Source organism: Sphingomonas sp. R647, from assembly GCF_020177055.1.
Classification (GTDB): domain Bacteria; phylum Pseudomonadota; class Alphaproteobacteria; order Sphingomonadales; family Sphingomonadaceae; genus Sphingomonas.
This window is the reverse complement of sequence record NZ_JAIQXT010000001.1, coordinates 797,308-810,650: the sequence shown is the minus strand read 5'-3', so window position 1 is coordinate 810,650 and position 13,343 is coordinate 797,308. Positions and strand designations below refer to the sequence as shown.

10 protein-coding genes are annotated in these 13,343 nt (G+C 65.8%); 4 read left to right on the top strand and 6 right to left on the bottom strand.

Going from position 1 to position 13,343, the window contains the following annotated elements; translation table 11 throughout:
* Positions 1-83: 83 nt before the first annotated feature.
* Together ligA and K9B35_RS03660 are read right to left on the bottom strand one after the other, a co-directional pair.
* Complete coding sequence (gene ligA / locus K9B35_RS03665) at positions 84-2,216, bottom strand: NAD-dependent DNA ligase LigA (protein ID WP_224920441.1); 2,133 nt, start codon at positions 2,214-2,216, stop codon at positions 84-86.
* 21 nt (positions 2,217-2,237) lie between these two features.
* Positions 2,238-4,370: a S9 family peptidase gene (locus K9B35_RS03660; RefSeq protein ID WP_224920440.1), complete on the bottom strand. Its 2,133-nt coding sequence runs from the start codon at positions 4,368-4,370 to the stop codon at positions 2,238-2,240.
* Between the two features lie 148 nt (positions 4,371-4,518).
* Here K9B35_RS03660 and K9B35_RS03655 point away from each other — a divergent pair, with 148 nt between their 5' ends.
* Complete coding sequence (locus tag K9B35_RS03655) at positions 4,519-4,983, top strand: hypothetical protein (protein WP_224920439.1); 465 nt, start codon at positions 4,519-4,521, stop codon at positions 4,981-4,983.
* 114 nt (positions 4,984-5,097) lie between these two features.
* Here K9B35_RS03655 and K9B35_RS03650 read toward each other — a convergent pair whose 3' ends face one another.
* On the bottom strand, positions 5,098-5,640 hold the full coding sequence (locus K9B35_RS03650) for a DUF3617 domain-containing protein (RefSeq protein WP_224920438.1): 543 nt from the start codon (positions 5,638-5,640) through the stop codon (positions 5,098-5,100).
* A gap of 431 nt (positions 5,641-6,071) precedes the next feature.
* On the opposite strand from K9B35_RS03650, the gene uvrB reads away from it, so the two are divergent.
* Both uvrB and K9B35_RS03640 read left to right on the top strand, forming a co-directional pair.
* Positions 6,072-8,261, top strand: coding sequence for an excinuclease ABC subunit UvrB (gene uvrB, locus K9B35_RS03645; RefSeq protein WP_224920437.1), 2,190 nt, complete (start codon positions 6,072-6,074; stop codon positions 8,259-8,261).
* Between the two features lie 41 nt (positions 8,262-8,302).
* A complete protein-coding gene (locus K9B35_RS03640; protein WP_224920436.1) occupies positions 8,303-8,836 on the top strand; it encodes a hypothetical protein in 534 nt (177 codons plus the stop codon).
* A gap of 379 nt (positions 8,837-9,215) precedes the next feature.
* On the opposite strand, the gene K9B35_RS03635 is transcribed toward K9B35_RS03640, so the two are convergent.
* A complete protein-coding gene (locus K9B35_RS03635; RefSeq protein WP_224920435.1) occupies positions 9,216-9,779 on the bottom strand; it encodes a hypothetical protein in 564 nt (187 codons plus the stop codon).
* Between the two features lie 65 nt (positions 9,780-9,844).
* Here K9B35_RS03635 and K9B35_RS03630 point away from each other — a divergent pair, with 65 nt between their 5' ends.
* On the top strand, positions 9,845-10,435 hold the full coding sequence (locus tag K9B35_RS03630; protein ID WP_224920434.1) for an NADPH-dependent FMN reductase: 591 nt from the start codon (positions 9,845-9,847) through the stop codon (positions 10,433-10,435).
* On the opposite strand, the gene K9B35_RS03625 is transcribed toward K9B35_RS03630, so the two are convergent.
* Positions 10,432-10,602 (bottom strand): hypothetical protein, encoded by a 171-nt coding sequence (locus K9B35_RS03625; RefSeq protein ID WP_224920433.1) that lies wholly within the window; start codon positions 10,600-10,602, stop codon positions 10,432-10,434. The two genes, K9B35_RS03630 and K9B35_RS03625, sit on opposite strands and share 4 nt — an antisense overlap.
* The gene (mutS, locus tag K9B35_RS03620; protein ID WP_224920503.1) at positions 10,599-13,175 is read right to left on the bottom strand and encodes a DNA mismatch repair protein MutS; all 2,577 of its coding nucleotides are present in this window, start codon (positions 13,173-13,175) and stop codon (positions 10,599-10,601) included. Before mutS ends, K9B35_RS03625 begins: the two co-directional genes overlap by 4 nt.
* Between the last annotated feature and the right edge of the window lie 168 nt (positions 13,176-13,343).

The window sequence follows — 13,343 nt, the reverse complement described above, 5'->3', positions numbered from 1 at the left end:
ACCGTCTTACGCTGCCCCATGGGGATGCTTCTTTGCGGAAATGTTACAGTTCGTTCAAGTGATTTGTGCGTTGCAAAAAAGCATCACCTTGCGGCTGTCACAATCGCGTTCCAGGCAGCCTCGTCGATCACGCGAATCCCTAGGTCTGCGGCCTTTTTGAGCTTCGATCCGGCACCGGGTCCGGCCACGATCAGGTCGGTCTTGGCCGACACCGATCCCGACACCCGCGCGCCAAGCGACTCCGCCTGCGCCTTCGCCTCGTCGCGACTCAGCGTCTCGAGTGATCCGGTGAACACGATCGTCTTTCCTGATACTTCCGAGTCGCGCGCCGCGACGACGAAGGGGGGCGGGGCAACTTCGGTGAGCAGGTCGTCCCACACTGCCCGGTTGTGCGGCTCGTGGAAGAAGTCGGCCAGCGCATGGCCCACCGCCGCGCCGACATTCTCGATCCCGATATGCTCGGCAATCGCCTTGTCGCGGCGCGTGTTGAACTTTGCATCCGGTTCGCCCAGCGCCGGCGTGATTGACGCCCGCAGCGCGATGACCTCGTCCGCCAAGGCGGCGAGGGCAGGGAGGGTCTCCAGCCGCTTCATCAGGTCGCGCGCCGTAATGCTGCCGATGTGCCGGATGCCAAGGCCGAACAGCAGCCGCGCTGCGTCGGGCGCGCGCTTCGCCTCGATCGCGGCGAGGAGGTTGTCGACCGACTTCTCCTTCCACCCCTCACGCCCCAGCAGCGCATCGCGATGCTGGCTCAGGCGAAAGATGTCGGCGGGCTCGGCGATCCAGCCAAGGTCGAGAAACTCGACGATCGTCTTCTCACCCAGCCCCTCGATATCGAGCGCGCCGCGGCTGACGAAATGCTTGAGCCGCTCGAGCCGCTGCGCCGGGCAGATCAGCCCGCCGGTGCAGCGCACATCGACCTCACCCTCCTCACGCGTCGCCTCCGACTGACAGATCGGGCAGTGGGTCGGAAACACGAACGCCGGGCGCTCAACCTCGCGCGTCAGATTCTCGACGATCTGCGGGATCACATCGCCCGCGCGCTGCAGCACCACCCGGTCGCCCGGACGCACCCCCAGCCGTTCGATCTCGTCGGCATTGTGCAGCGTGGCGTTGGTCACGACCACGCCGCCCACCGTCACCGGCTCCAGCCGCGCGACGGGGGTCAGCTTGCCGGTCCGCCCGACCTGAATGTCGATGGCGTTCAGCGTCGTCTCGGCGCGCTCGGCCGGGAATTTATGCGCAATCGCCCAGCGCGGCGCACGCCCGACGCTGCCCAGCCGCTCCTGCCAGTCGAGCCGGTCTACCTTGTACACCACGCCATCGATGTCGAACGGCAGATCGGCGCGCAGCGTCTCGATCTTGCGATACTGCGCCAGCGCCGGTTCGACCTGCACGCAATCGACGAACAGCGGGTGGACCGGGAAGCCCCACGCCTCGATCGCCTTCATCACCGCGAACTGCGTCTCACCCGGCAGCGCGCTGGTCTCGCCCCAGCCATGCGCCAGGAAGCGCAGCGGCCGCGCGGCGGTGACGCTTGCATCCTTTTGCCGCAGCGACCCGGCGGCGGCGTTGCGCGGATTGGCGAACTGCCGCGCCTCCTTGCCGCTGTCCTCCGCCTCGGCGAGCAGCCGCGCGTTGAGTGCCAGGAAATCGTCCTTGGCCATGTACACCTCGCCCCGCACCTCGAACACATCGGGGGCATCGGCGGGCAGCTCGGTCGGAATATCGGCGATCGTCAGCGCATTGGCGGTGACATTCTCACCCACCTGCCCATCGCCGCGCGTCGCCGCCAGCACCAGCCGACGCCCTTCGTAACGCAGCGAGCAGGACAGCCCGTCAATCTTCGGCTCGGCGGTCAGCGCGACGCGATCCGCTTCGCCCAGCGACAGGAACCGCCGTACGCGCAGCACGAACTCGATCACGTCCGCATCGCTGAACGCGTTGTCGAGGCTCATCATCGCGCGGGCATGCGGCACCTTGGCCAGATGCCCGGCGGGCGCGGCTCCGACCAGCTTCGACGGCGAATCCGCGCGCACCAGATGCGGGAACGCCGCCTCGATCGCGGCATTGCGCCGCATCAGCGCGTCATAGGCCGCGTCGCTGATCTCCGGCGAATCCTCGGTGTGATACAGCGCATTGTGGCGCGCGATCTCAGCGGCCAGCCGCTCCAGCGCGGCGGCGGCTTCGATGTCGGTAGCGGGCAGCGTGTCCATACGCTCCCCGCTACCGCCCGATCACTTCACCTTCAACTGGTCCAGCGCGAACGCCAGATATTCCGCCTGTTCCTTGAACCGCTCGAACCGCCCCGATTTGCCGCCATGCCCGGCCTCCATATTGGTCCGGAACAGCAGCGGGTTGGTGTCGGTCTTCAGCGTGCGCAGCCGCGCGACGTACTTGGCCGGCTCATAATATTGCACCTGGCTGTCCCACAGCCCGGTGCCGACAAAGATCGCCGGATACGCCCCACGCTTGAGCTGATCATAGGGCGAGTAGCTGAGCATATAGTCATAGCTCGCCTTGTTCTCCGGGTTGCCCCATTCGTCATATTCGCCGGTGGTCAGCGGGATGGTCGGGTCGAGCATCGTCGTCACCACATCGACGAACGGCACCAGACTGACGATCGCGCCATAATCCTGCGGCGCCATGTTGGTGATGCCGCCCATCAGCAAGCCACCCGCGCTGCCGCCCATCGCCGCGACGCGGCCCTTCTTGGCATAGCCCTGATCCACCAGATACCGGGTCACGTCGATGAAGTCGGTGAAGCTGTTCTTCTTGTTGAACATTCGCCCCTGATCATACCAGGCGCGCCCCATTTCCTGCCCGCCACGGATATGCGCGATCGCATAGACCATGCCCCGGTCGAGCAGGCTCGGCAGCATCGGCGAAAAGCCCGGATCGGTCGAATAGCCATAGCTGCCATAGGCGTACTGGAACAGCGGCGCGCTGCCGTCCTTCTTGAACCCCTTGGCATAGACCAGGCTCACCGGAACCTTGGTCCCGTCACGCGCGGTCGCCCACACGCGCTCGGTGACGTACTTGCTCGCGTCATAGCCCGGCACCGGCGTGACCTTCAGCGTCTTGCGCTCGCCGGTCTTCATATTCGCCTCGATCACCGTCGCGGGCGTGGTCAGCGAGTTGTAGGTATAACGGACCCAGTCGGTCGCGGTCTCGGCATTGGTGCTCAGCCCCATGCTGTACGCCGGCTCGTTCGCCTCGACGAAGCTCGACTTGCCATCATTGCCCAGCAGACGAAGGCGCTTGTTGCCCCCCGACCGCTCCTCGATCGCGAGATAGTTGTCGAACGGCTGCACCCCCTCGATGAACACCTGCGCGCTGTGCGGCACGATATCCTTCCATGCCGTCTTGCCCGCGCCGGTCGCGCTGTCCGCAACCGTCATCAGGCGATAGTTCGGCGCGTTCCAGTTGGTGCGGATCACCCAGCGATTGCCGACATGGTCCGCGCCATAGAGAAAGTCGCGCTCGCGCGGCGCGATCACGGTGAAAGTCGCCGGGTTGGCGACCGGCGCGCACCGTTGCTCGTCGCTGACCGTCTTGCCCGCATAGATACAGATGAACTTCTCCGAACTCGTCGTCCCGATGCCGAGCGAGTAGGTGTCGTCCTTCTCCTCATAGACCAGCCGGTCGGCGCTTGCCGGGGTGCCCAGCACATGCGCCTTCACCCGCTTGCCCAGCAGCGTGACCGGATCCTTCTCGATGTAGAAGATCGTCTTGTTATCCCCGGCCCAGGCGAACCCCGCCTGCACATTGGGGATCGAGTCCTCCAGGATCTTGCCGGTGGTCAGGTCCTTGACCTTCAGCACGAACTGCCGCCGCCCGACCTTATCCTCGGCATAGGCGAGCAGGCGGTTGTCGGGGCTCACCTGACGGCTGCCGATCTGGAAGAAATTCGCGCCCTTGGCCATGTCGGGCTGGTTGAGGATGATCTCCTCCGGCGCGTCCATGCTGCCCTTGCGCCGCGCCACGATCGGATAGTCGCCGCCGGTCTCGAACCGCGTGTAGTAATAATAGCCATTGTCGAGATAGGGGACGGTGCTGTCGTCCTGCTTGATGCGGCCGGTAATTTCCTTGAACAACGCCTCCTGCATCGGCTTGGTCGGCGCCATTACCGCATCGGCATAGGCATTCTCGGCGGTGAGATAGGCGAGCATCTCCGGGTTCTTGCGCGTATCGTCGCGCAGCCAGTAATATTCGTCTTCGCGCGTCGCGCCGAACGGAGCCTTCACCTGATAGGGCTTTTTCGCGGCGACGGGAGGCGTGGGCGGCGCGCTCGGCGCGTCCTGCGCGGCCAGCGGCGTGGCGGCCAGGATCAGTCCGACGGCCGCGACACGGTGGAACGAGTGATACATGCGAATCCCCTTGAAATCCTTGGGGCCAAGCCTGCGGCAAAGCCTGCGCCGCATCAAGCTGTCCCGGATTTGGTTACTACCGTATTCTCAACGCTTGAGCCGCGCTGCCGCGCAATGGTAAGCCCCGCGCACCGGGGAGGGGTTTCTGGTGAATGACCATGCAATGCGCGCGCCCGCGCCGCATTATGATACGACGCTCGATCGTGCGGGCTTTGCCCTCGCGCTGGGTGGTGCGCTCGGCGGACTCGTCGTGCTGCTGCTCGTGTTCGCGGCGGGACAGCGCGACGTCACCTCGCTTGCCGCCGCGTGGATGCTCGGCACGATCTTCTCCGCGCTCGGCATCGCCGGGGCAGGGGGGCCGTTGTGGCTCGTCCTCCACCTCGCCGGCTACCGCCGCGCGTGGCACGCCGCCACGCTCGGCGCGCTGATCTCGCTGGTGCTGTTCGTCGGCGCCCAGACCTATGGCTTCGGCTTCCTCGCCGCCCCCGCCAGCGACCTGCGCACCGCGCTGTTCCGCTGGATCAGCGCGCTCGGCACCAGTGCATTGCTGGCGATGGTCGCGGCGGCAATCGCACTGGCGATGTGGCGTGTCGCGTACCGCCGGGTGATGTAAGCGCGCGCCCAAAACCCTTTGTCGTCCCGGGCTTGACCCGGGACAGGGCTTCTTCTTCCTTCTGTGTCACGCAAAAGCGCAGGCCCGGGTCAAGCCCGGGGCGACGGAGCCCCCCTATGCCTTCGTCCCCGGACAATCCCCCAGCCGTTTCCCGCTGGTCTTCGCCTTGATCTTCATCGTCTGCGCGCCGCCCGGCATCGTCGTTTCCATGGCGTTGTCGATCGCAAAGGCGTCGTCGCTGAACGTCCCGCTGATCTTCATCGTCATCTTGCCGCCCTCAGCATCGCACACCATTGTCCCGTCGATCTTGCCACCGGCCATCGTGAACGTCTCATAGGTGCAGCGCCCCTTGCTCTGCGCCAGCACCTCGGCCGGGGGCGACTTGGCCTGTTCGGGCGTCACGCAGTTCTTTCCGACCTGCTTCTTCTGCAGCATCAGCTTGGTCATCTCGTCCTTCATCGGCCCTTCAAGCCCGGGAATGTCGATCGACAGCGTCTCGACCGTCGTCTCCCACTCCCCCGGATTGAACCGCGCCCCGCCCGCCGCATCGACCTTGGCAGCGACCTCCTCGGGCGAGGCGTTGGTGACGGACACGTCGCCACCGCCACAGGCCGCAAGGGCGAGGGCGGCGATGGGGATAAGGGCGATGGTGCGCATGGGTGGGCTCCTCTCGGTTTCGGCCAATGCTGGCGCTGTCCTGCGCAAAGGGCAACAGACATGATGAAGCACAATGTTCTTTATTTGTTCCAGTGATCATGCTATCGCGGGCGTGGAGGCGACTGCGAATGAGAATCCTGCACTCCTTGGGCTCTGACAACAATCCAGATCACGGCGTCGCCAACCCGGCGCGTGGGCGTCGCTTTGCTGACGCGCAGGTGTCGCGTTCCGGACCTGTCGCAGTCGCATCATCGTCCGGTCGCCGTCGGGTCACTGGCGTGCATCGATCGCGATGCTGTCGCGTTCCAGTCGCGTTTCCCCCGTCGCTCTCTGGGGAACCGCCCGCAACCTGCGTGTTTTTGTCAGCATCGTCTGTCAGCCTGACAGCCACCCCCATTTGCACCCCCATCTGAAGGCCCCATATTCCCCCCATGGCGATCCAGATCCGTACCAGTCTTGCCGAACCCGAAACCGGCCCCGGTTTCGTTCCCCACCGCCCGCAACGCCCGCAAAAGAGCGAGGGCGGGCGGGCGTTCAAGCTGGTCAGCGAATATTCCCCGGCGGGCGACCAGCCGACCGCGATCAAGGAACTGACCGAGGCGGCGCTGGGCGGCGAGCGCGATCAGGTGCTGCTCGGCGTCACCGGCTCGGGCAAGACCTTCACGATGGCGAGCGTCATCAACAATCTTCAGCGCCCGGCGCTGATCCTCGCCCCCAACAAGATCCTCGCCGCGCAGCTTTATGGCGAGTTCAAGAGCTTCTTCCCCGACAATGCGGTCGAATATTTCGTCAGCTATTACGACTATTACCAGCCCGAGGCGTACGTCCCCCGCTCGGACACGTACATCGAGAAGGAAAGCTCGGTGAACGAGGCGATCGACCGAATGCGCCACTCGGCCACCCGTTCGCTGCTCGAACGCGACGACGTCATCATCGTCGCCTCGGTCTCTTGCATCTACGGCATCGGCTCGGTCGAGACCTATTCGGCGATGATCTTCGACCTCAAAAAGGGCCAGGTCGCCGACCAGCGGGAGATCATCCGCAAGCTCGTCGCGCTGCAGTACAAGCGCAACGACGCCGCCTTTGCCCGCGGCAATTTCCGGGTGCGCGGGGACAGCCTCGAAATCTTCCCGTCGCACTATGACGACACCGCCTGGCGGATCAGCTTCTTCGGCGACGATATCGAGGAGATTACCGAATTCGATCCGCTGACCGGCTCAAAGGTCGCAAGCCTCGACAGCATCCGTGTCTATGCCAATTCGCACCACGTCACCCCCGGCCCGACGCTCAAGCAGGCGATGGAAGCGATCAAGCACGAACTCGCCGAGCGGCTCAAGGAGCTGCATATCGAAGGCAAGCTGCTCGAAGCCCAGCGGCTGGAGCAGCGCACCAATTTCGACCTTGAGATGATCGCCGCGACCGGCAGCTGTGCGGGGATCGAGAATTACAGCCGCTTCCTCACCGGCCGCCTGCCCGGCGAGCCGCCGCCCACCTTGTTCGAATATCTCCCCGAAAACGCTTTGCTGTTCGTCGATGAAAGCCACCAGACGGTGCCACAGATCGGCGCAATGGCGCGCGGCGATCACCGTCGCAAGATCACGCTCGCCGAATATGGCTTCCGCTTGCCCAGCTGCATCGACAACCGCCCGCTGCGCTTCAACGAGTGGGATGCGATGCGCCCCCAGACCGTCAGCGTTTCGGCGACGCCCGGCGGCTGGGAAATGGATCAGACTGGCGGCGTGTTCAGTGAACAGGTGATTCGTCCCACCGGACTGATCGACCCACCGGTCGAGATCAAGCCGGTTGAGGAACAGGTTCAGGACCTGATCGTCGAATGCCGCAAGACCGCGGAGCTGGGCTATCGCACCCTCGTCACCACGCTGACCAAGCGCATGGCCGAGGATCTGACGGAGTATATGCACGAAGCTGGGCTCAAGGTCCGCTACATGCACAGCGACGTCGAAACGCTGGAGCGGATAGAGCTGATCCGCGACCTGCGGCTCGGCGTCTATGACGTGCTGATCGGCATCAACCTGCTGCGCGAGGGGCTCGACATCCCCGAATGCGGGCTGGTCGCGATCCTCGACGCGGACAAGGAAGGGTTCCTGCGTTCGGAAACCTCGCTGATCCAGACGATCGGCCGCGCCGCGCGCAACGTCGATGGCCGCGTCATCCTCTACGCCGACCGCATCACTGGCAGCATGGAGCGCGCGCTCAACGAAACCGGCCGCCGCCGCGAAAAGCAGGAAGCGTATAACCGCGAACACGGCATCACCCCGACCACGATCAAGCGCAATATCGGCGACATCATCGCCCATGTCGCGTCGAAGGATCAGGTGACCGTCGAGATCGAGGACGGCCCCGCCCACATGGTCGGCCACAACCTCCGCGCGTACATCGAAGAGCTCGAAAAGAAGATGCGCAACGCCGCCGCGAACCTGGAGTTCGAGGAGGCTGGCCGTCTGCGCGACGAGATCCGCAGCCTCGAAGCCGAAGAACTGGGCCTCCCCGCTGGCGAGCACAAGGCGCCGGTGATGGGCCGCAGCAACGAGGGCAAGCCGGGCACGCGCAAGACGCGGTACGGCAAGGTGCAGCGCAAATGGGGTGGGGGGAAAAAGTGAGCCGGTTGAGCCTGTCCGCCCCTTCGCCCATAAGGCGGGGCATGCGCTTCATTCCCCTTCTCGCGGCGTCGGTCGCCCTCGCCAGCTGCTCCAACGTCGTTCCGCCGGCACCCGCTCCGGCGCCGCCGCCGCGTCCGGTCCCGGCGCCGGCACCCGCTCCGGCACCCGCGCCGCCGCCAGCCAGCAGCGACTGGCGCGACTGGCCGGCAACGCCGGGTAACTGGGTCCATCGGCAGGAAGGGCAGGGGACGATCGCGCTGTTCGGACTGCGCGCGGACCAGCCCGAACTCTCGCTGCGCTGCGACCGCGCGACGCGTCAGATACAGATTGCCCGCCGTGGCGCGACGCCGGGGCCGATGACGATTCGCACCTCGACCAGCTTGCGGGGCCTCAGCGCGCAGCCGACGCCGGGGGCGCAGCCCTATATGGCGGTGACGCTCGCCGCGAACGATCCGATCCTCGACGCCATGGGCTATAGCCGCGGCCGCTTCGTGGTGGAGATGCCGCCGCTCGCCCCGCTGGTCGTGCCGAGCTGGGCGGAAGTGCAGCGGATTGCGGAGGATTGCCGGCGCTGAGTCTTTCGCGCCAGAAGTACGAAGGTCGCTCAATTCGCGTGGTAAAACAAGACTTGTTCTCGCTTCCCGAAGTCGCCACATTCGGATCGTACCCAACTGAGGGTACGCCGTATCAACAAGCGAAAGGAGGTGATCCGATGTCTCATGGTTCAGCAGTGAGGTCGGTTCAGTTCGTTCGGGAGACGCGGCGCTAAGCAACTGCATCGGATGGCCGCCGCGAGGCGCTCCATCCGAATGGCGTTCGGGAGGACTTCTCCTCCAATCAACGACGCCGCAGCGGCTATGTGATCCGCATGGTCTCCCGGGCTGGAGCTCTCCGGCCGCTGACCATGTCGGAGGTCACCGGGTGCCAGAGATGGCCCCGGTGGCCTCTTTCATTTCAAAGCAGGTAAACGACCAGGTAGCGCGCCACGAGCGCGACCATCACCGCGATGCTCGCAGCCCGGCCCCGCACCACCATCGCCGCGATCATCAGCACCAGCAGCACCACCGCCAACCCCGCCGCCAACGGCCGCTGCAGATTGACCGCCAGCTCCGGCACACTGGCATAAAAGGCGATCTGGCAGATGAGCAGCCCCAGCATCACCCCCAGCACGATCCGCCGCACCCGAAAATAATGCGCATCCAGATCGGCAAGCTCCCCCGGCTCCCGAGGGAACACCAGATGCGCTGCCAGATAATAGGCCCCGGCAAACACCGTCACCGCCATCATCGAATGGCCTGAAACCCCGACGACGTCGCGACTGACCCACGCCGCTCCCCAGAAGGACAGCAGGTCAAGCAGCACGAAAATGCCCAGCAACGGCGTCAGCCACCCGATCAGCACCGTCGCCCCGGGCCGCAGCCGCACCTCGATTGCCCGGGCAAGACCGCCCAGCACCTCGACGATCGACAGCCCGAGCAGCAGCCCGAACAGCGCGAAGATGAACTCGAATTCGCTCATGGATTTTCCCCCGCCGCCCACTATCCATGACAGCGCCGCCCTGTCGAGCGAAAGGCCCACCGATCATGTCCGACCGCATCCTCGTCTTCTACGGCTCCTACCGCCGCGACCGCATGGGCATCCGTCTCGCCCGCTGGCTAACCGCGCAATTGACCGCTCGAGGGTGCGAGGCCGAACTGATCGACGCGATGGCGGTCGACCTTCCGATGCTCGACCGGATGTACAAGGAATATCCCAAGGGCGAGGCACCCGATGCGATGGAAACGCTCGCCACCAAGATCAAGGCGGCCGACGGATTCCTGTTCGTCACCGGCGAGTATAACTGGGGGCTGCAACCGGGCCTCAAGAACCTGACCGACCATTTCCTGGAGGAATGGTTCTGGCGACCTGCGGCGATTGCCAGCTATTCGGCGGGTCGGCTGGCCGGGGCGCGCAGCAATTCGATGTGGCACCCGATTCTAAGTGAGATGGGCATGGTCGTCACCTCGTCCACGTTGACGGTTGGGCAGATCGGCCAGGCGATCGACGCCGATGACCAGCCCCACGGAGAGGGCGGGGCATCGCTAACCCGCGCCTTCCCGCGCTTTGCGGATGATTTGCTGTGGTGGGTCGAGGCGGCGAAGGCGCAGCGCGCCCGGCGCGATCCGCCCTATTAAGTGAGGATGACGAGCAACCAGATGAGCAAGCCGACCAGCAGCGCCGGGGTTGCCAGGATCAACCCGATCACCAGCATCACCCGCGCCGCCTGCCGCGATCCAAACCCTGCGCGCGAGCTGGCGTAAATCACCCACAGCAGTCCGAAGAACCCGTTGTTACGCATCATGCGTCACCCAAAGCCTTGAGCCGGTAGAGCGCGTCCAGCGCATCGCGCGGGCTCAGAGCGTCGACGTCCAGCGCCTCGAGCTCGGCACGCAACGGATCGACCGGGGCCTCGTCCTCCGCCACCATCGCCGCAAACAGGGGCAGGTCGTCGAGCCCCGCCGCGATCCCACCGGTCTTCTCGCGCCCTGCTTCCAGCTTGGCCAGCACCGACTTGGCGCGACTAATCGTCATCGGCGGCAGCCCCGCCAGCCGCGCGACCGCAAGGCCGTAGCTGCGATCCGCTGGCCCCTCGGCTACCTCGTGCAACAGCACCAGATCGCCCTTCCACTCGCGCGCCCGGACATGGTGCAACGACAGCGCCTCGCACCGCTCCGCCAGCCGCGTCAGCTCATGGTAATGGGTCGCGAACAGACAGCGGCAGCGATTATCCTCATGGATCGCCTCGACCACCGCCCAGGCAATGGCGAGACCATCATAGGTCGAAGTGCCGCGCCCGACCTCATCGAGGATGACGAAGCTGCGCGGCGTCGCCTGCGCCAGAATCGCCGCCGTCTCGACCATCTCGACCATGAAGGTCGATCGCCCGCGCGCAAGATTGTCCGAAGCGCCGACACGGCTGAACAACCGATCAACCAGCCCCAGTTTCGCCCGCACCGCCGGGACATAGGCCCCCGCCTGCGCCAGCACCGCGATCAGCGCATTCTGGCGCAGGAAGGTAGACTTGCCGCCCATGTTCGGGCCGGTGACCAGCCACAGCCGGTTCGCGTCCGACAACACACAGTCATTGGCGACGAAACGCTCGCCGCTCCGCGCCAGCGCCGTTTCCACCACCGGGTGCCGCCCGCCCTCGATCTCGAAACAGGCATGATCGACCAGTGCGGGCCGGCTCCAGCCGCCCTCTGCGGCGCGCTCCGCCAGCCCCGCCGCGACGTCGAGTCGGGCGAGCGCATCGGCGGTCGCGGCAATCGCTTCGCGGGTTGCCAGAGCGGCTGCGGTCAGATCCTCGAGATGCGCCGCCTCCGCCGCCAGCGCATGCGCGCCGGCCTGCGTCACCTTGATCGCAATCTCGTGCAGCTCGGGCGCGTTGAAGCGGACCACTCCCGCCAGCGTCTGGCGATGCGTGAAGCCGCTCTCGGGCGCCATCAGCGCATCGGCATGCTTCGCCGCGACCTCGATATGATAACCGAGCACGCCATTATGCTTGATCTTGAGCGCGGTAATGCCGGTGCGCTCACGATACTGCGCCTCCAGCGCTGCGAGTGCGCGCCGCCCGCCCGCGCCGGCATCGCGCAAATCGTCGAGCGCGGCGTCATAGCCCTCGGCGATATAGCCGCCATGCGCCGCATCGATCGGTGGCGCAGGGACCAGCGCGCGCTGGAACAGGTCGATCAACGCGCCATGGCCGCGCAGCTGCGGCGCGAGATCAGCGAGCAGTGCGGGTGGCTCGGTCAACCGCCCCAGTTTCTCGCCGAGCCGCCAAGCGCCATCCAGTCCGTCGCGCAACTGGCCAAGGTCACGTGGACTCCCACGCCCGGCCGCAAGGCGACCCAACGCGCGACCAATATCGGGCAGGCTGCGCAGCGTGGCGCGCACACCCTCGCGTAGGCCAGGGTCGTCGTGGAAGCGCTCCACCAGATCGAGCCGCGCCTCGATCGCCGCAACGTCCATCAGCGGCGCGGCCAGATCCTGCCCGAGCAACCGCGCGCCTGCGCCGGTCACGGTGCGATCGACCGCGTCGAGCAAGCTGCCCTTGCGCGTCCCCGACTGGCTCTGCGTCAGCTCCAGGCTCTCGCGCGTCGCGGCGTCGATCGCCATGCACGCGCCCGACCGGGTGATCCGGGGCGGGCGCAGGAAGGGCAGGGCGCCCTTGGCGGTATGGTCGAGATAGGCGATCAGCCCACCCGCTGCGGCCAGTGCCGCGCGTCCGAACTGGCCGAACCCGTCGAGCGTCGCGACCCCGAACAGCGCCTTGATCCGCGCTTCGCCCCGGCTGCTGTCGAACTCGCCGCGTGGGCGTAACGTCGTCGCGAGCAGATCGGCGTCGCTGCCCTCCGCCACCACGATCTCGGCGGGATTGAGCTGGGCGAGCACCGCGCTTGCGGCCTCCGCGCTGCATTCCAGGATCTCGAACCGCCCGGTCGAAATGTCGGCCGCCGCGATCGCGACCTCGCCGCCAGCCTCACCGATCGCTGCACACCAATTGGCGCTGCGGCTGTCGAGCAGCGCCTCTTCGGTCAGCGTTCCGGCGGTGACGACGCGGACGATTGCGCGGGCGACCAAAGCCTTGGATCCGCCGCGCTTCTTGGCTTCCTCGGGCGTTTCGATCTGGTCGGCGATCGCGACGCGATGCCCGGCCTTGATTAGTCGCGCGAGATAGCCCTCTGCCGAATGCGCCGGCACGCCGCACATCGGAATCTTGTCGCCGCCATGCTCACCGCGCGAGGTGAGCGCGATGTCGAGGACATTGCTCGCAATCTTGGCATCGTCGAAGAACAGCTCGAAGAAGTCGCCCATGCGATAGAAAAGCAGGCAATCCTGCGATTCTGCCTTGAGCGCCAGATATTGCGCCATCATCGGGGTGGGGGGGGCGGTCATGCGTGACCGCTATCTCAAAATTCGCTGATTGCAATGGCTGTAACGGTGTGACGTGCCATGCGGTCTGAGCTAGTGGACGACGGATGCCGATGCCATTTCCACACTCCGTTCCGCCCGTATCCGGCATGCCTGAACATCGACCATCGG

Coding starts and splice junctions, on each gene's coding strand:
- K9B35_RS03660 (WP_224920440.1), bottom strand. CDS start 4,370: ATGTATCACTCGTTCCACCGTGTCGCGGCCGTCGGACTGATCCTGGCC.
- mutS (WP_224920503.1), bottom strand. CDS start 13,175: ATGATGGCGCAATATCTGGCGCTCAAGGCAGAATCGCAGGATTGCCTG.
- ligA (WP_224920441.1), bottom strand. CDS start 2,216: ATGGACACGCTGCCCGCTACCGACATCGAAGCCGCCGCCGCGCTGGAG.
- K9B35_RS03635 (WP_224920435.1), bottom strand. CDS start 9,779: ATGAGCGAATTCGAGTTCATCTTCGCGCTGTTCGGGCTGCTGCTCGGG.
- K9B35_RS03630 (WP_224920434.1), top strand. CDS start 9,845: ATGTCCGACCGCATCCTCGTCTTCTACGGCTCCTACCGCCGCGACCGC.
- uvrB (WP_224920437.1), top strand. CDS start 6,072: ATGGCGATCCAGATCCGTACCAGTCTTGCCGAACCCGAAACCGGCCCC.
- K9B35_RS03625 (WP_224920433.1), bottom strand. CDS start 10,602: ATGATGCGTAACAACGGGTTCTTCGGACTGCTGTGGGTGATTTACGCC.
- K9B35_RS03650 (WP_224920438.1), bottom strand. CDS start 5,640: ATGCGCACCATCGCCCTTATCCCCATCGCCGCCCTCGCCCTTGCGGCC.
- K9B35_RS03640 (WP_224920436.1), top strand. CDS start 8,303: ATGCGCTTCATTCCCCTTCTCGCGGCGTCGGTCGCCCTCGCCAGCTGC.